The sequence below is a fragment of the Xanthomonas melonis genome (assembly GCF_020783655.1).
Taxonomy (GTDB): Bacteria; Pseudomonadota; Gammaproteobacteria; order Xanthomonadales; family Xanthomonadaceae; genus Xanthomonas; species Xanthomonas melonis.
The window spans coordinates 22456-39287 of record NZ_JAJGQH010000018.1; the positions used below are offsets into that span (position 1 = coordinate 22456).

General features: G+C 66.2%; 18 protein-coding genes. 3 read left to right on the forward strand and 15 right to left on the reverse strand.

Going from position 1 to position 16832, the window contains the following annotated elements; translation table 11 throughout:
• Nucleotides 1-7: 7 nt before the first annotated feature.
• The 4 genes from LL964_RS17235 to LL964_RS17250 form a co-directional block, all read right to left on the reverse strand.
• On the reverse strand, nucleotides 8-340 hold the full coding sequence (locus LL964_RS17235; RefSeq protein WP_104588542.1) for a hypothetical protein: 333 nt from the start codon (nucleotides 338-340) through the stop codon (nucleotides 8-10).
• Nucleotides 333-1496 carry a protein adenylyltransferase Fic gene (gene fic, locus LL964_RS17240; RefSeq protein WP_104588577.1) on the reverse strand — a complete coding sequence of 388 codons (1164 nt, stop codon included), beginning with the start codon at nucleotides 1494-1496 and terminating at the stop codon, nucleotides 333-335. The genes LL964_RS17235 and fic overlap by 8 nt, the downstream gene beginning before the upstream one ends.
• Nucleotides 1497-1566: 70 nt before the next feature.
• On the reverse strand, nucleotides 1567-2583 hold the full coding sequence (locus LL964_RS17245; protein ID WP_104588541.1) for a 3-oxoacyl-ACP synthase III: 1017 nt from the start codon (nucleotides 2581-2583) through the stop codon (nucleotides 1567-1569).
• 101 nt (nucleotides 2584-2684) lie between these two features.
• Nucleotides 2685-3005 (reverse strand): DUF4156 domain-containing protein, encoded by a 321-nt coding sequence (locus tag LL964_RS17250; RefSeq protein ID WP_104588540.1) that lies wholly within the window; start codon nucleotides 3003-3005, stop codon nucleotides 2685-2687.
• Nucleotides 3006-3388: 383 nt separating this feature from the next.
• On the opposite strand from LL964_RS17250, the gene LL964_RS17255 reads away from it, so the two are divergent.
• Together LL964_RS17255 and LL964_RS17260 are read left to right on the forward strand one after the other, a co-directional pair.
• Nucleotides 3389-3850, forward strand: coding sequence for an XAC0231 family protein (locus LL964_RS17255; RefSeq protein WP_104588539.1), 462 nt, complete (start codon nucleotides 3389-3391; stop codon nucleotides 3848-3850).
• 27 nt (nucleotides 3851-3877) lie between these two features.
• Complete coding sequence (locus LL964_RS17260; protein WP_104588538.1) at nucleotides 3878-4354, forward strand: tRNA (cytidine(34)-2'-O)-methyltransferase; 477 nt, start codon at nucleotides 3878-3880, stop codon at nucleotides 4352-4354.
• Nucleotides 4355-4605: 251 nt separating this feature from the next.
• On the opposite strand, the gene LL964_RS17265 is transcribed toward LL964_RS17260, so the two are convergent.
• From LL964_RS17265 to poxB, 6 genes are all read right to left on the reverse strand, one after another.
• Nucleotides 4606-5880: an MFS transporter gene (locus LL964_RS17265; protein ID WP_104588537.1), complete on the reverse strand. Its 1275-nt coding sequence runs from the start codon at nucleotides 5878-5880 to the stop codon at nucleotides 4606-4608.
• 103 nt (nucleotides 5881-5983) lie between these two features.
• Complete coding sequence (locus LL964_RS17270; protein WP_104588576.1) at nucleotides 5984-6589, reverse strand: hypothetical protein; 606 nt, start codon at nucleotides 6587-6589, stop codon at nucleotides 5984-5986.
• Between the two features lie 134 nt (nucleotides 6590-6723).
• The gene (locus LL964_RS17275; protein WP_104588536.1) at nucleotides 6724-7521 is read right to left on the reverse strand and encodes a hypothetical protein; all 798 of its coding nucleotides are present in this window, start codon (nucleotides 7519-7521) and stop codon (nucleotides 6724-6726) included.
• A 213-nt stretch (nucleotides 7522-7734) separates the two neighbouring features.
• Nucleotides 7735-9075 carry a sigma-54-dependent transcriptional regulator gene (locus LL964_RS17280; protein WP_104588535.1) on the reverse strand — a complete coding sequence of 447 codons (1341 nt, stop codon included), beginning with the start codon at nucleotides 9073-9075 and terminating at the stop codon, nucleotides 7735-7737.
• On the reverse strand, nucleotides 9060-10502 hold the full coding sequence (locus tag LL964_RS17285) for a sensor histidine kinase (RefSeq protein WP_104588534.1): 1443 nt from the start codon (nucleotides 10500-10502) through the stop codon (nucleotides 9060-9062). The genes LL964_RS17280 and LL964_RS17285 overlap by 16 nt, the downstream gene beginning before the upstream one ends.
• A 48-nt stretch (nucleotides 10503-10550) precedes the next feature.
• Nucleotides 10551-12260, reverse strand: coding sequence for a ubiquinone-dependent pyruvate dehydrogenase (gene poxB, locus LL964_RS17290; RefSeq protein ID WP_208621483.1), 1710 nt, complete (start codon nucleotides 12258-12260; stop codon nucleotides 10551-10553).
• A 346-nt stretch (nucleotides 12261-12606) separates the two neighbouring features.
• Here poxB and LL964_RS17295 point away from each other — a divergent pair, with 346 nt between their 5' ends.
• Nucleotides 12607-13203: an OmpO family porin gene (locus LL964_RS17295; protein WP_104588575.1), complete on the forward strand. Its 597-nt coding sequence runs from the start codon at nucleotides 12607-12609 to the stop codon at nucleotides 13201-13203.
• Between the two features lie 413 nt (nucleotides 13204-13616).
• On the opposite strand, the gene LL964_RS17300 is transcribed toward LL964_RS17295, so the two are convergent.
• From LL964_RS17300 to LL964_RS17320, 5 genes are all read right to left on the reverse strand, one after another.
• The gene (locus tag LL964_RS17300; RefSeq protein WP_104588532.1) at nucleotides 13617-14642 is read right to left on the reverse strand and encodes an NAD(P)H-dependent glycerol-3-phosphate dehydrogenase; all 1026 of its coding nucleotides are present in this window, start codon (nucleotides 14640-14642) and stop codon (nucleotides 13617-13619) included.
• A 14-nt stretch (nucleotides 14643-14656) separates the two neighbouring features.
• Entirely contained in the window at nucleotides 14657-15172 is a 516-nt protein-coding gene (gene secB, locus LL964_RS17305; protein ID WP_104588531.1) for a protein-export chaperone SecB, read from the reverse strand.
• A 109-nt stretch (nucleotides 15173-15281) separates the two neighbouring features.
• The gene (locus tag LL964_RS17310; RefSeq protein ID WP_104588530.1) at nucleotides 15282-15716 is read right to left on the reverse strand and encodes a rhodanese-like domain-containing protein; all 435 of its coding nucleotides are present in this window, start codon (nucleotides 15714-15716) and stop codon (nucleotides 15282-15284) included.
• Nucleotides 15717-15792: 76 nt separating this feature from the next.
• Nucleotides 15793-16215: a hypothetical protein gene (locus tag LL964_RS17315; protein ID WP_104588574.1), complete on the reverse strand. Its 423-nt coding sequence runs from the start codon at nucleotides 16213-16215 to the stop codon at nucleotides 15793-15795.
• A gap of 28 nt (nucleotides 16216-16243) precedes the next feature.
• The gene (locus tag LL964_RS17320) at nucleotides 16244-16714 is read right to left on the reverse strand and encodes a YiiD C-terminal domain-containing protein (protein ID WP_167395427.1); all 471 of its coding nucleotides are present in this window, start codon (nucleotides 16712-16714) and stop codon (nucleotides 16244-16246) included.
• Nucleotides 16715-16832: the final 118 nt, after the last annotated feature.

Here is a 16832-nt window from a genome sequence, read left to right on the forward strand (position 1 = left end):
ATCCAGATCAAAGGAACTCGCGCCTTGCGGGCGTCCACCCACCTCGCGCAGAGAAGAAATCGCGCTCGTCGCGCTGACGGCCAACCACGAAGACCGCGTCGACATCACGATGGATGATCGCGCTCCTGTCCACGTCACCGGGCTTGCCCGACACGTTCTCGCCCTTCAACTTCAGCAGGGCGGTACCGCGAGCGGAATGCTCGGCCGCAGACACCACCAAATGAGGGCAGAAGTCGTCCTCCTCCCAGCGATAGGGAACGGTACCCAACTGGGCATCGCGCCGCCGCGGCAGACCGATCAAGATTTGGCCATCGAGCTGGTCGTCTTCTTGCTCATGCATTCTGTTCCACACTCCGTGCAGGTATGTGGTAGGCAGGCAACTGATTGTCGTCATTGGACAGCAAGCGAAGGAATGCCGGATGCAGGAATAGCTTTTCCTTTCCCAGGCGCTGCTCCTGCAGCACACCGATGTTTGTCAGCTCTTTGAGATGTCGTGCGGCGGTCTGGCGCGTGACCTCCGCCATGTCGACGACATTCTGGATGCGGCAGTAAGGCTGGTTGAAAATCACCTCCACCAACTCCCGGCTATAGGCCTTGGGCGCGTGATCACGAATGTAGTCCCGGGCTTGCGTCTCCAGCCCACGAATCGCCTGGATCTTCGCCGTCGTCCATGCGGCGGTTTCGGCAACCGCAGCCAGCATGTAGTGAATCCATTCGGCCCAGTGGCCATGCCGCGTCACATCCAGCAGCAGGCGATAGTAGTCGCTGCGGTGGCGGATGATGTAGCGAGAGAGATAGAGCACAGGCAGATCGAGCAAGCCCTGCTCGATGAGCATCAGCAAGTTCAGTACCCGCCCGGTGCGGCCATTGCCATCGGTGAACGGGTGGATCGCTTCGAATTGATAGTGCGCGACAGCCATGCGAATCAATGGATCGACGTCGGTGTTCTCATGGATGAAGCGTTCCCAGTTGGCCAGTTTGTCGCGCAACAGCGTTTCGCCAACCGGCGGCGTATAGATGACCTGCTGGATCTGGTCATTGGCCAGCGCAGTCCCGGGCACGCGACGGATCTGCATCTGCACCGCCTTGATACGGCTGCAGACGACGACCGCGGTGTCCGTGCACAAGGGCCGCTGCCGTAGCGACTGAAATCCTTCGTAGAGCGCACTGCGGTAACGCAACGCTTCCTTGGTGGCAGGCTTTTGTGCCTTGTCCTGATCTTCGGCGTAGCGGAACAGTTCGTCCGTCGTCGTCACGATGTTCTCGATCTCGGAACTGGCCTGCGCCTCCAGGATCGGAATGGTATTGATCAACACCGTAGGATTTGGCAACAACGCTGTTGCCTGCTTCAGTTCGGCCAATGCAGTTCGCGCAGTGATGCAGGCCTTGAGCAGGCTCCGTGTCTCGATATCTCCCGCTGGCGGAAGCAGCGGGAGATCGTTGTAAGGGAGCTCAGAGTTAAACGTCGACACGCTTTCCATGCCTGCCTCGCTCATGTTCTTCAAGCGAACATGATGCTGCAACGTGTACTAAAAATCCATTTTTTTTAACACGTCCCGCAAGGACTCACCAAACCACTTCCGCCATCGAGCAGTTCAGCCCCGAGCCAATGCCCAGCAGCGCGATCCGGTCGCCCTTCTTCAGCCGGCCCAGCTCCTTGAGCTTGCTCAGCACGATCGGCACCGACGCCGGGCCGATATTGCCGTGCTCGCCGAAGATGGTCATGACCTTGGCCGGGTCGATGCCGAACGACTTCACGAACGCGGCGGTATGCGGGCGGCTGACCTGGTGGATGACGAACTGGTCCAGCTCTTCGACCGCCCAGCCCAGCGCCTGACGGGCGGCCAGGAAGGTCTTCTGCGCCAGCTTGATGCCTTCGATCAGCAGCAGGCGGGTGTCGGTGACCATGCGGTCCAGGTTGCCCCGGCACAGCTTGTTCCACTCGGTGGCCGAGCGGGTCACGCCGCCCTTGTAGCGCGGTGCGTCCGGCACCAGCTCCGAGCGCGCCATCACCATGGCGGCGGCGCCGCAGCCCAGGGTCAGCGCGGCCAGCTCGTTGCGGAACTCTTCTTCGGTGACATCCGGCGAGGTCATGCGTTCCAGGGTCTTTTCATAGACCAGGTTCGCCGTTTCGCCATCGACGACCAGCGCGTAGTCGATCTCGCCGCGCTCGAGCATGCGTGCGGCGATATCCATGCCGTTGATGAAGGCCAGGCAGGCGTTGGCCACATCGAAGGTGACGCAGTGGTCGCCCACGCCCAGGTTGCCGGACACGATGGAGGCCGTGGACGGCTCCAGGTAGTCGCGGCTCACCGAGGTGTTGACCAGCAGGCCGATCTTCTCGATGCCGATCCCGGCATCGATCAGCGCCTTGCGCGCGGCCTGGGTGGCCGCATCGGAGGCCTGGACATCCTGGTCCCACAAGCGCCGTGCATGGATACCGGCAACATCGCCCAACACGTCGGTCTTGATGCCGAGACGGTCGTAGGTCGGTTGCAGGCGCTCGTTGATTTCCTTGGAAGTCAGCGTATGCGGCGCATCAATGTGCGCCAGTCCCGCGATGGAGACATTCTGGAAGAGCATCGAAGTAGCGCCATGGCGTCAGGCGAGGGGGCGCTAGTCTAGCTGCTGGCCGGTTTTACCGCATCTTTACAATTGAATCGCCGCCTGCCCAGCCCAACGGTTCAGCGCGGCGGGCAGCGGAAGGCGGTGAAACGCTGGCTGCCCTCGGCCGGCTGGCCCTGGGCCTGTACGGCATTGGCGTTGGCCCCCGGTGCCTCGTTGCGCGCCAGGGTTTCCAGTTCCTCCTGCACGCGCAGCGGATTACGGTTGTAGAAGCCGACCTTGCTCTTGACCGATACCACCACCTCGCCCTGCTGCTGACAGCCCGCCGGGGCGGGGCCTGCGGGGAGAACCCGCACCGTCTTGCCGCTTTGTTCGATCGGCACCCAGGTACAGGCGGCGGCAGTCGTGGCAACCAGAACGGACAGCATCAGCACGCGCATACGTCTTCACACCTGAGGGCAAAGCCGGATTGTGCCGCAGTCCAGTGGCAGTCAGGCACGCCAGTCTGCCTTGCCGACACACCGCATTCAGTCCGCACGCACCCGCCGGAACGCGTGGCGTTGCGGGCGATGTGGCGTGTCCGTTGCCGCACACATGTCCGCGTGTCCGGACGCGGACACCAAGCAAAGCACAAAATACCCTTATAAAACAGTCACATGTGATTGGCACACGGCTTGCTCTGATTTCACTGCGTCCAGACCCCTTCGCCGAAAATGACTTTTAGCTGAACAATCATCAGGACGCGACGAAAGTTCTTGCACATACCGAAACGGTGTACTACCTTACTACCACACCACTGATCACCCACACCAAGAGACCCGCCATGAACACCCAGACCCTGCGCCTCGCCCTCTCCGCCGCCCTGATCGCCGGTTCCTCCCTGGCCGGCTTTGCACATGCCGGCACCCTGACCACGCTGGACACCGTGCAGGTGCGCCCGTCCGCGGACCAGATCGCCCAGCAGACGCTGGAGCGCAACAGCGACATCCGGACCCTCGCCGCCGTGCAGGTGCGGCCTTCCGCCGAGCAGCTGGCCGCGCTGGCCGCCGAACTGGCCGGCCCGCGCGTGGTCACTCTGGCAGCGGTGCAGGTCCGTCCGTCGGCCGAGCAGCGGGCCGAGAGCATCGTCCACAGCGCCGCCGCAACCGCACAGGCAGCTTCGCGCCAGGCCGCCGCTGTGATCGGCGCGCTGGTGGGCGAGGTCATCGTGAAGCTGCCGGTCCCGCAGCTGCAGCCCTCGCCGGTCGAACTGGAAGCGCTGATCAGCGCCGCCGCAAGCCTCTGAGCCACGCGCGCCGCTACACTTGCGCGCATGTCAGCGCCCGTTCTCGATGTCATCCTGTTCCAACCGGAAATTCCGCCCAATACGGGCAACGTGATTCGCTTGTGCGCCAATACCGGCGCGCGCCTGCACCTGATCGAGCCGCTCGGCTTCGACCTCAGCGACAAGCAGCTCAAGCGCGCCGGTCTGGATTACCACGAATATGCCCAACTGCAGGTGCACGCCGATCTGCCCACCGCATTGGCAACGATCGCGCCACGTCGCGTCTTCGCGCTGAGCACGCGCAGCACGGTGCGCTACGACACCCCGCGGTTCGCCGATGGCGATGCGTTCCTGTTCGGCCCTGAAACACGCGGCCTGCCGGCCGAGGTCCTGGAGTCGATTGCGCCCGAGCACCGGCTACGCCTGCCGATGCGCCCGGACAACCGCAGCCTCAATCTGTCCAACACTGTCGCGGTGATGGTGTTCGAAGCCTGGCGGCAGTGGAACTTCGCCGGCGGCCAATAGCCGCGGCCTGCGACAACTTCCCCGAACGGCACGACCGGACTCACTTTCCCTCGTGCGCCGCACCGCTCCGGGTGCATTGCCCGCCGCGCGCGGCCACTCACGCGTCAGATCTGAAGACTGTCCACTGTGGCAGTGCAGCGCGTAGTACTTGTCGCCGCCCCCCGCAGTCGCTTTCCGCTGGTGCCGCATGCCCGTGGCATGCGACCAACACTGGGAAGACGCTGACCAATCTCACCCTCGCCCCATTCTGATCAGGCATCGGCCACAGCTCGCGATCTTCCACCGCGAAGTACGCCCGCGTCTCGCGTTGCCGACTCCAGACCGATGGCCGCCTGCACCACGCCGCGGCAGCCCGCCCATAACGCCACCGCCAGCAAGGCGATCGCGCCCAGCGACAGGAACGCGGCGCGGTAGCCGAACGCGTGCGCCAACCAGCCACCGAGCGCCGGGCTCAGCGCCGCGCCGATTCCCTGCACCGTCATCACCGCACCCTGGCCGACATTGACCCGGCCGGTGCCATGCAGCAGGCGCGCCACCAGCGCCGGCACCACCACGCTTTGCAAGCCGGCCCCGAGCCCGTCCAGCACCTGCACCGGAAACACACCCCAGCCCTGGATCACCGACGCCGCCACCAGCGCGCGCAGCGGCAAGGCCAGGAAGGCCACCAACAACACCCACCAATGCCCGTGTATCCGGATCCAACGCATGGCCAGCAAGGCCACCACCACCATCGTGGCCTGCGCGACCACGATGGTGGTGGCGGTCAGTGCACTGGGATCGCCGGCATGCGCAGCCACGATCGCCAGGCCGTACAGCGGCAACATGGCGGCATTGCCCAGATGGAACAGCCCCAGCGTGAGAGCCAGCAGCGCCAAGGGGCGGCAGGTCAGCAGTACCCGCCAGCCGCCCGGCATAGCGCGACCTTCGTCATGGCGAAGGCCGCGCGCGGCGCGATCGTCGATGGCGCTGGCTGGAATCGCCAGCGCCGCCGCCACCGCCAACGCACCGAACACCGCGGTCAGCACGAACACCGCACCAAATCCGTAGCGCCATCCCAACCAGCCGGCCAGCAGCGCAGCCAGCATGTTGCCGGCATGATTGGCAACCTGATTGCGTGCCAGTTGATGGTCGAACCCACGTGCGTGCACCAGCCCCAGCGTGATGCCGATCAGCGCCGGGCCGATGCCGGCGGCAGCGAGCGCCGAGGCGATTTGCGCGGCGACCATGCCGGACGAGGTCGGCCGCAGCCAGATCGCTGCGGTGGCGAACAGAATTGCCATGCACCCGATCACCACCACCGCACGCTTGCGCCGGGTGGCATCGACCAGCGCACCGGCCGGTGTGGTGGCGAGCATGCCGGCGATGCCACCCACGCTCATCACCGTGCCGATCGCCGCCACCGACCATCCCCTGGACTGCAGGAACACGCTGAGAAACGGCCCCAACCCGTCCTGCACGTCGGCCACACTGAAATGCAGCGCTTCCAGTGCGCGCGTGCCGCGCGGCCTGCCCTTGGTCACCCGCATCGCCGAACTCCCCTGCACGATGCATCGCCATCGGACAGGCCGGCACGCGTCGCAGACCCGGGAGCGAACCGCGCAAGCACGCAGGGCAGCTGCATGACCGCTCCTAGTGCCTGGGCCCGGGTCGATGCGCAGGACCATGCGCCAGTTGCTTCAGCGTGGCCGCCTTGCCACCCAGCGCATGGGCATGGATCAGCACACCGTGCGGCGTGGCCTGGGTTTCGCCTTCGGCCACCAACGGCCTGCCGACCACCAGCTGCTTGGCGAAGTCGGCACCGGCATGCGGCGGAAACCGCACCGTGACCTCGTCGTCGAGCAGTACGCCATGCACCTGACCATGCGGGCCATGCAGCAACCGGGTAATGCTGCCGCTGTGCCGAACGTGCCGCGACTTGGGCGGTTTGCCGGCAGGCGGTTTGGGTCTGGCCTTGGCATGCGGCGCATGCGGGCCCTTATCGAGGATGCGCTTGCCGCCCTCCGGATCGATCGCCACTGCCACCAGCATGTCGACGTCGCGCGGTTTGAGGCCACGCACGGTGAGCGCACTCCCCGGCTTGAGCGCCTTGCGCAGGGCCGCCGACAGATGCGGCGGGGTGTGCACCTCGGTACCGTCGGTCAGCAGCAGGCCGTCGATATCGGCCTTGGGATTGAGCAGAAAACGCGCCAGTGTGCCGCGCGTTTCAGGAAGGAAATCAGGATCGACCCAATGCATGGTGAGCTCCAACAAGGTAGGACCGGCCAGTGCCGGCGAGCCGCGTCCGCCACCAGCCTTGGGCATGGCGACGGCGGGCGTGAGCGAAGGTCCGAACGGGCCTGTCACCGTGGCGGCTGGCCACGGCTCCCCGGTCAGCGCGGCGGCGGCGCAGCCGGCGGCACCGGCGGCACCGGCGGCGGCAGCGGACCATCCGGGCGCGGAGAGCTGAACAAGTCACGCTGCGAAGCGCGGTCGCGGCCCAGTCGAGTGGCCTCGATCGAACGCCCGGCACCATTGGCCACCCCGAAGCCGCGCACGCTCAGGGGCGCGCCGATACGCAACAGGTCGGCGAACTGCAGCGCCAGGTGCGGCGGCATCCGCACCACCGTGCCATCGCTCAGCAACGCGCCATTGGCCTCGCCACCCGGGCCGTAGACCAGCCGCTCGATGCGGCCCTGTGCCTCCAGCGGCGTCAACGCGGGCGGTGCCGGGGGTGCGGGGGGCGCAGGGGGTGCCGGCGGCACGCCGTCGGCCATGGGCGGACGATCCACCACCTCGCGCTTGCTGCGCGTGGAGCGGATGCTGCTGGCCCGCACCACCGGCAGCCCGCCCAGGCGATAGCCCTGCACGGTCACTGCATCGCCTCGTCGCACCGCGGCCAGCAGATCGGCGGACAGATGCGGCGCGAACCCGACCTGGGTGCCGTCGCGCAACCACAGGCCATCCACCTCACCGTTGGGATTGAGCATGAAGCGCTCCACGGTGCCGGTGAGCTGCACCGGGGTGGCGGCTACCGGTGCGGGCGGTGCAGGCGGCATCGGGGGCGGCGGTGGCGGCATGCCGGCCGGCGCCCGCGCGGCGGTCGGCGGTGCAGGCGGTGGAGGAACCTGCGCGGCGGCGGTGGCCACGCCGCAGGCCAAGGCGAGGGCAAGTGCGGTCTGACGCATCATGAGTGATCTCCAGGGCGGCAGGAGCGCCGCCCGCAATGAGCACATCGCAGCAATCGTGCCAACCGCCCAAACCTTGTGCCGAAAGGATTCCCGGCAGGCGAGCGGCCGGCAGACGTCTGCAGTTCATCCACCGCTGTCCGCTTTGCAGACACCGCTGCCAACTGCCCGGTGTGCGATTCGCTCACCGCCGCGGACCCGCTTCGCATTGCGGCGCTACTGCAGCCCATACTCATCGAGCTTGCGATACAGCAATTGCCGATGAATGCCCAGCCGACGCGCGGCCTCGGCGCGATTGCCGTGGCTGCTCGTCAATGCCTGCTGGATCATCTGCCGTTCCAGCCGCGCCACCGCTTCGGGAAGACTGGTGTCCGGCAGGGGTGGCGCGATGTGCAGCGGCATGGCCTGCCCCAGCGCCTCGTCCAGATCCTCCGCCTCGATGCCGTGCCCGCGTACCAGCACCTGGCAACGCTGCATCACGTTGCGCAATTCGCGCACATTACCGGGCCAGGGATGCGCGAGCAGGCGCGCCTGTGCAGGGGCCGACAGCGTGCGCGCACTGCCCTGCCCGCTGCGCAGGAAGTGCTGCGCCAGCAACACGATGTCCTGCCCGCGCTCGCGCAACGGCGGCAACTCGATCGGCACCACGTTCAAGCGATAACGCAGGTCGCTGCGGAACTGCCCGGCAGCCACCCAGGCCGCCAGATCGCGATGGGTCGCCGCCAGCACGCGCACATCCACCTTCTGCGCGCCGCGCCCACCCAACGGGGTTACCTCGCCTTCCTGCAGAAAGCGCAGCAGTTTGGCCTGCATCGGCAGCGGCATGTCGCCGATCTCGTCCAGAAACAGGGTGCCGCCGTCGGCTTCGCGAATCAGCCCGAGACGGTCGCCGATGGCACCGGAGAAGGCGCCCTTGCGATGGCCGAACAATTCGCTTTCCATCAGTTCCAGCGGGATCGCAGCGCAATTGACGGCGACGAAGGCCGCGCTTGCGCGCGCACTGGCACGATGCAGGGCACGCGCGGCCAGCTCCTTGCCGGTGCCGGTCTCGCCGGTGATCAGCACCGGCAGATCGGAAGCCGCCGCCAGCCCGATGCGTTTGTGCACGGTGCGCATCGCCGGACTATGCCCGACCAGGGCGCCGTCTTCCTCAGACAAGCCCACCGGCGCAGCCTCGGCTGCGACATCCGCACCGCTCAGCAGGGCGCGCTCGACCACATCGACGATATCGGCGCGCCCCACCGGCTTGACCAGGTGATCGAACGCGCCCAGCGTCATCGCTTCGATGGTGTTGCCGCTGGACACGTGCGCGGTCAGCATCACCAGCGGCACCGGCCGCGCTGCGGCATCGCCCACATGCGCGCGCAACACCTCGATGCCATCCATGCCGGGCATGCGGAAATCCACGAACGCCAGGTCGATACCGCCGCTACGCAGTTGCGCAAGCCCCTGCGCACCATCGCTCGCGGTGACTGCCTCGTGCCCGAGCGAGCGTAGCGTGGCCTGCAGGGTCGCCAGAAACGCCGCGTCGTCATCGATGATCAGGATGCGCGCCATGGCAGCTCCACATTGAAGGAGGTCACGCCATCGGCATGGCGATATTGCACCTGCCCGCCATGCGCGCGGACGATCTCGCGCACCAACGCCAGGCCCAGGCCATTGCCGTCGCTGCGGCCGCTGACGAAGGGTTCGAACAGCTGTGCGGCGATGGGTGCGGGAATGGGTGCGCCGCGATTGCGTACCTGCAGCTGCAGCGCACCTTCGTGCTCGAAGGCGTGCAAGGTCACCGGCGTCTGCGGGTCGGCATGCTGCAGCGCGTTGCGTACCAGGTTGTGCACCGCACGCCCGAGTTGCTGCCGATCGAGCCGCCACTGCAATGGCGCCGATGGCAATTGCAGCTGCAGTCGATGCGCATCGTGCGGAAACTGCGCCGTCTCCAGCAGATCGGTCAGCCAGTCCTGTACGGGCACCGTCTCCAGGGACAGGCGGATCGGCTGCACCATGCCGAGCAGGCTTTCGACGACCCCGTCCAGGCGCCGGATCTGCCCGAGCATCAGCTCGGCATACGCCGCATCCTCGGTGGAGGCAGCGCGGCGCGCGATTTCGTTCTCCACCGCCAGGCGCATGGTGGCAATCGGGTTGCGGATTTCGTGGGCGACGGTCGCGGTCATGCGCCCGAGTGCGGCCAGGCGTTCGTGTCGAGCCAGCTCAGTGGCCAGCGTGCGGGTCTGCGCCAGTGCCTGGGCGTTGCGCTGCGCATAGTCGTTGACCGCTGCGCCCAGCCGATCGAGCTCCGGCGCTCCGGTGATCGGAATCTGCGGCAGTTCGGAGTCGGCCGCCAGCGCCTGCCCGATACGCTGCAGGCGCTGGCTCCAGCGCCGCACCACCACGCCGAGCGTCATCGCCGAGATCGCCACCATCGCAAAGATCAGCACCATGCCCACTACCAGCGGGCGCCATGCATCCGAACTGCTGGCCGGCACCCGCGTCATGGTCCAGGCGGCAGCACCGCTCGCCAGGGGGCAGGCATTGATCAGCACCACCTCGCGGCGACCATCGCGGCGAAACTGCGCCGGCTTGCCACCGCTCGCACTCTGTCGCGCGGTCGCCACGATGGTGGCCCATTCGGCCGCCGGGATATCGGTCTTGTGATCGCTGCCGTCATAGGTCGGATACGCATAGGCAATGAAGCCTTTCTTCACGCTCCATACCCCGCCCTCCACGCCGGGTGCATCGGCCAGCACCAGCTGCACCACAACCGCGGCCAGCCCGGCGCCATTGTCGCCGCTACGCGCGGCTTCGCTGGCGCCGGCATAGCGCTGTACGATCCGCGCGCATTGCGTGCTCAATTGCTGGCGCGCCTCGTCCAGCCGTACGCCTTCGGTCTGCCGATACAGGCCGTACAGCATCGTGGCCACGCCCAGGCAGGCAGCCACGATGACCACCCAGATCAACAGCAATTGCTGCAGCAGCGAACGAGGCATGACGAGATCCGCAGTGGTCGTGCGATGCGACAGAGAGTGGACGCCCGCTCAGCGGAAGTTGGTTTTCAGCAGATCGATCACCTCGTTGCCACGTCCGCTCATCACCGCCTTGAGCAGATACAGCCCCATGCCCTTGGCCTGCTCGGCCTTGATCGCCGGAGGCACCACCAGCTCCTGGGTGGCCACTCGCACATCCACCAATGCTGGCCCGGAATGCGCGAATGCTTGCCGCAAGGCGCGTTCCAGCTGCGCCGACTCGTCCACGCGCAGACCCAGGATGCCCATCGCATTGCTCATCGCGGCGAAGTCGGGGTTACGCAGCTCGGTGCCGGTATCCAGGTAGCCCGCGGCCTTCATCTCCATTGCCACGAATCCCAACGAGGCATTGTTGAAGACCACCACTTTCACCGGCAGATCGAGCTGGGCCAGGGAGATGAAGTCACCCATCAGCATCGCAAATCCACCATCGCCCGCCAACGCGATCACCTGGCGCCCGGGAAATGCCGCCTGCGCCCCCAGCGCCTGCGGCATGGCGTTGGCCATCGAACCATGGTTGAACGAGCCCAGCAGGCGACGCTGACCATTCATGCGCAGATAGCGTGCGGCCCACACCGTGGGCGTGCCGACGTCGCAGGTGAACACCGCATCCTGATCCGCGATCTCACTGATCAGCCGCGTCACGAACTGCGGGTGCAACGGCTCGCCGGGATCGGCGGGCACCGCCAGATCGTCCAGCCCCTCGCGCGCGCTGCGATAGTGCGCGAGCGACTTCTCCAGGAAGCTGCGATCCTCGCGACGCTGCAGCTGCGGCAGCAGTGCCGCAATGGTCTCGCCCACATCGGCGGCGATCCCCAGCTGCAAAGGCGTGCGCCGTCCCAGCGCGCCCGGATCGCGATCCACCTGCACGATGGTCGCGTCCTTCGGATAGAACTGACGATACGGAAAGTCCGTGCCCAGCATGATCAACGTGTCGCAGTTGAGCATGGCGTGGTAGCCGGAGCTGAAACCGATCAAGCCGGTCATGCCCACATCGAACGGGTTTTCCCATTCCACGTGCTCCTTGCCGCGCAGCGCATGCACGATTGGCGCACCCAGCGTATCGGCCAACGCCACCACCGCATCGTGCGCACCCGCGCAGCCGCTGCCGCACAACAAGGTGACGGCCTTGCTCTGCTGCAGCAGCTCGGCCAGTTGCTGCACGTCTTCGGCCGCTGGCAGCACGCGCGGCGCACGCAGGGCCGGCCACGCGCTGGACAACTGCTTGTCCACCTCCAGCAGCGCGATGTCGCCGGGAATCACCACCACCGCCACCCCCTGCTGCAGGATCGCCGTGCGCATCGCGCGATGCAGCACTTCCGGCAACTGCGCCGGATTGGTCACCAACTCGACGAAATGGCTGCACTCGCGAAACAGCTCCTGCGGATGGGTCTCCTGGAAGTAGCTCAGGCCGATCTCCGAAGACGGAATGTGCGCAGCGATCGCCAATACCGGTTGACGGCTGCGGTGACAGTCGAACAGACCGTTGATCAGATGCAGATTGCCCGGCCCGCAACTGCCTGCACACACCGCCAGCCGGCCGGTCACCGCCGCTTCGGCGCCTGCGGCAAAGGCGGCCACCTCCTCGTGACGCACGTGCATCCATTCGATCGTCTGCATCTCGCGCAAGGCATCGGTCAGCCCATTGAGGCTGTCGCCGGTCACGCCCCAGATACGCTCGACACCAGCGCTTTCCAGTGTTTCGGCCAGAAACCGGGCCAATGTCTTCTTCTTTGCCACGAGGCAACTCCGGATTGTGCGATGGAACCAATGCTCCCAGCGTCGCCGTCAGCGCGATGTGCTCTTGAGCATCGTCGAACGCGCATCGCGACATTCCTCGCAATGGCACATCGTCGCTCGATAACCGATACGTCATCACGCTTTACGTATGCGCTCGTCGCACCGACGCGAAACACAAGAAAGCGCAGCTGAATCTGGTGCGATGATTCATCGACTGGTCAGTCCAGAATTCATGTCGCGTTCCATCGCATAACGGAGAATTTACATCTCGGCAGCGAACGGCATTCGCCTCAGCGCCGGCCCAAACCAATAAGTACAGGTATTGATCATGAAGAATTCCCTGCTGGCCCTCGGCCTCCTCGCCGCCCTGCCGTTTGCGGCCTCCGCTGCTGAAAACATCTCCTACAACTTCGTCGAAGGCGACTACGTGCGCACGCCGACCGAAGGTCGCGATGCCGACGGCTGGGGTCTGAAGGCCTCGTACGCGTTCGCACCGAACTTCCATGTGTTCGGCGACTACAGCAAGCAGAACGCCGACGACAACAACAGCGTGTTCGAAAGCTCCAACTCCGACTTCCAGCAGTGGGGCGTGGGCGTGGGCTTCAACTACGAGATCGCCACCAGCACCGACTTCCTGGCACGCGTTGCCTACCGCAAGCTGGATCTGGACACCCCCAACGTCAATTTCGACGGCTACAGCGTGGAAGCGGGCCTGCGTAATGCGTTCGGCGAACACTTCGAAGTCTACGCCCTGGCTGGCTACGAAGACTTCTCGAAGAAGCGCGGCATCGACATCGGCGACAACTTCTACGGCCGCCTCGGCGCCCAGGTGAAGTTGAACCAGAACTGGGGCATCAACGGCGACATCCGCATGGATGGCGACGGCAACAAGGAATGGTCGGTCGGCCCGCGTTTCAGCTGGTAAACCGCACGTTTGACTGCGGCGCGACTCTCTCCCGCGCCGCATCGGAAGCCCGGTCCCCCGACCGGGCTTCTTTCTTTTGCGCGATCGGGCGGGCACATGTGCCGCCGCGTGTTGACCGGCTCGCGCCCACCGGATGTTCGCCGACACGCCGTGCGGCCACAGCGCACCGTGGCAATGCCGGCATGCGCTGCTGGACGCTCTGCATCTGGTAGCGCCGGATTATCTGCAGGCAGGCAAGGAGTGATACGTTCGCGGCCGAGTCGGCAGGCAGCCCGGCGATATGCAGGGCGATGCCGTTGCCTGGCCAATACCTGCGCCGCCACAAGGCTTACCGCAATCGCTAAACACAACGCCCGGCGATGCCGGGCGTCTGGTTCGGGTTGTGCTGTCGCCTCGGATCGGCGTGCCGACGATCAGGTGAACAGGGTGTGCGGATACTCGGGCTTGCGCTCGCGCGCCAGCAGGCCCTTCAATCCGGCTTCCGGGGTGATTTCCCCATGCAGGACCGCACGTACGGCGTTGGAGATCGGCAGCTCGATGCCGTGCTGTTCGGCCTGGCGCATGACTTCGTCGGCCGTCTGCACCGACTCGACCACCTGGCCGATCTCGCGGATCGCATCGGTCAAGCTCTGCCCGCGCCCCAATGCCAGGCCCAGCCGGCGGTTGCGCGACAGATCGCCGGTACAGGTCAGCACCAGATCGCCCAGCCCGGCCAACCCCATCAAGGTCTCGGGACGTGCGCCGATCACGGCTGCCAGGCGCAGCATCTCGTTCAGGCCACGGGTGATCAGCCCGGCACGGGCATTGAGACCGAGCTGCATGCCATCGGCCACGCCGGTGGCCACGGCCAGCACGTTCTTCATCGCACCGCCGAGTTCGGCGCCCACCATGTCGTCGCCGGTATAGGCGCGAAAGGTCGGGCCATGCATGGCATCGGCCACAGTCTGCGCGAAGGCGGCATCGTCGCCATGCACGGTGATGGCGGTCGGCAGGCCGAGCGTGACTTCCTTGGCGAAGGACGGCCCGGTCACCACGGCCAGCGGAACGCCGGGGCCAAGCAGATCGCGCGCCACTTCATGCAGGAAACGTCCGGAACCCGGTTCGAAGCCCTTGGTCGCCCAGGCCACGCCCGCGCCGGCCGGACGCAACGGTGCGATCACCCGGATGGTCTCGGTGAAGGCATGCGACGGCACCACGACCAGGATCCACTGCGCATCGGCAATGGCCGACTGCAGATCGGTGGTGGCACGCAGATTCTCCGGCAAGGCAATGCCGGGCAGATAGCGCACGTTCTCGTGGCGACGGTCGATGGCGTCCACCATCGTCGCATCGCGTCCCCAGAGCACGGTCCGATGACCGTGTCTGGCAAGAAGCGCGGCCAAGGCCGTGCCCCAGGAACCGGCGCCGAGAACGGCGATCTTGTAGGTCGAATCGCTCATCGGCGCAACGCAGCTCAGGCGTTGCCGGCCGGCTCGGAATCGGCCAGCGAGGTGCCTTCGCCCTGCGAACGCTGACGCAGGGTTTCTGCGTACAGGGCTTCGAAGTTGATCGGCTGCAGGTAGAACGGCGGGAAGCCGCCAGCCTGGATCAGGTCGCTGACCAGGGTACGCACGTACGGGAACAGGATGTTCGGGCACTGGGTGCCGAGCAGCACGTCGATCGCCTGCGGCTCCAGGCCGACCAGGCCGAACACGCCAGCCTGCTGCACTTCGGCCACATAGGCCGTCTTGCCGCCTGCGGTGCAGGTCAGGGTCACGGCCAGCACGACTTCGAAGGCGTTGTCGTTCAGGCGCTGAACCTTCTGGTTGAGGTTCAACTGCAGCTCGGGCTGGTTGGCATCGTTGAACACGGCCGGGGCGTTGGGCGATTCGAAGGAAACGTCCTTGACGTAGATCTTTTCGATGGTGAAGGCGGGGCCAGCAGCGGTGTCGGCCGGCGCGGCGGCGCCGTTGAGGATTTCGTCGGACATTCCTAACTCCAGAAAACGGTTCGGTGGATGCAGCGTTGGGTGATGCAGACGTGAAAGCGCGAGTCTCTCACGCAAGCAATGGGGGCTTGGAAGCGCCGCACAAGGCGGATCAACGGCCCTTGATCAGAGGCAGCTCGGCCATCTGCCAGGCGGCGACGCCGCCTTCGAGCCAGTACACCTGCTCGAAGCCGGCCTTCTTCAGTGTCTTGGCGGCGCCTGCAGAGGCGTTGCCGCTGCGGCACACCACTACCACCGGCGATGCCTTGGCGTTGGCAAGCAGCTTGCCGGCCGGGTCGAACTTGGCCAACGCCACGTTGCGGCTGCCGGCGATATGGCCTTTCTCGAAATCGGCAGCGGGCGACAGATCGATCACCAGTGCATTTTCGCTGTTGATCAGCCGGGTCAGCTCGGCCGGCTTGAGCGCGCGGTAGCCGCGGAACAGGCGCGCGACCTCGGTGACGATCAGGGCAATGGTCAGGCCCACCAGGGCAAGCGACAGCATGGGGTTGCGGCCGACAAAGGCCTGCAGCTCTTCGAAATTCACGGGATCAGGGTCAGTCGAGCGGGCGGGAATTGTCGCACAGCTGGCGCACGCGACGGCCAGCGCGGCGTATCGCCGGCTACTGGCCTTTCCACAGATCCGGCAGGCCGCTGGCCAGCCACCAGCGTTTGCGCTCGGCGTCCCAGCGCCAGATCTCGACGCTGCGCACCAGCCGTTCGGCCTGGGTATTGCGATTGATCACGCGCAGTTCGACTTCCCGGCGCAGGTCCCCGGCCGGGTCTTCGCCCACGCGCAGCTCGCGATAACCGGAAATCTGGATCTGCTCGTAGCGCGAGCGCTCCAGGTCGCTGAGCGGATGGGCCTGCGCGTAGGCCGGTTCGACGAAGCCTTGCGCGGCATCGAAATCGCTCCAGCGCACGGCGGCGGTATAGGCGGCCTGGGTGGTTTCCAGCGCGCGCGCCTGCGCCCGGCTGCCGGCGGTGGCCGCCCCGCTCAACATCGCCAGCCCCAGCAGGACCACCGCTCCAATGACTGCCCGCATCTGCATTCCCCCCGATTCAGACCGCATCCTACCGCTTCGGAAACGCCACGAAGCGTCCGCTCAGGGTCGCCGCGGCAGTGCCCGACCCCAGCGCGATCTGCGCACGCATGCCGATGCGCGCCTTGCCACGCTGGCGGAAGGTGGCCAGGAACGCCTCCCATCCACCCAGCTCCGAGGGGGCCGCGTCGGCCACCAGGTCTTCGTACACCGGTGCGACATAGCGCAACTGGCTGTCGGCGACATAGACATCGGCATCGTGCCCTGCCAGCTGCAGTTGCAGGGTCAACCAGCCCCAGCCGGCCAGCGTCATCAGCGAGGCCAGGCTGCCGCCGAAGGCATTGGCCTTGTCGTTGACGTTGGCCTGCAGCGGCGCGCGCAGGCGCAGCGCGCCGTCGTGCAGGCCATCGACGGCGATGCCCATCGACTGGACCGGCGGCATGGCGATGAACTGCTGCTGCAGCGACTGCAGGGCGGATGCGAGCGAGCACGAAGAGGTCATCGGCAACGGCTGGAAGACGGCGAAGGGCGGCATCATGCCGCAATGTCCGGCGAGCGTCTTGTGCGACGACACGACATGCGGTACCGCATGGTGAACGCGTATGGGATTGCAGCGGTGG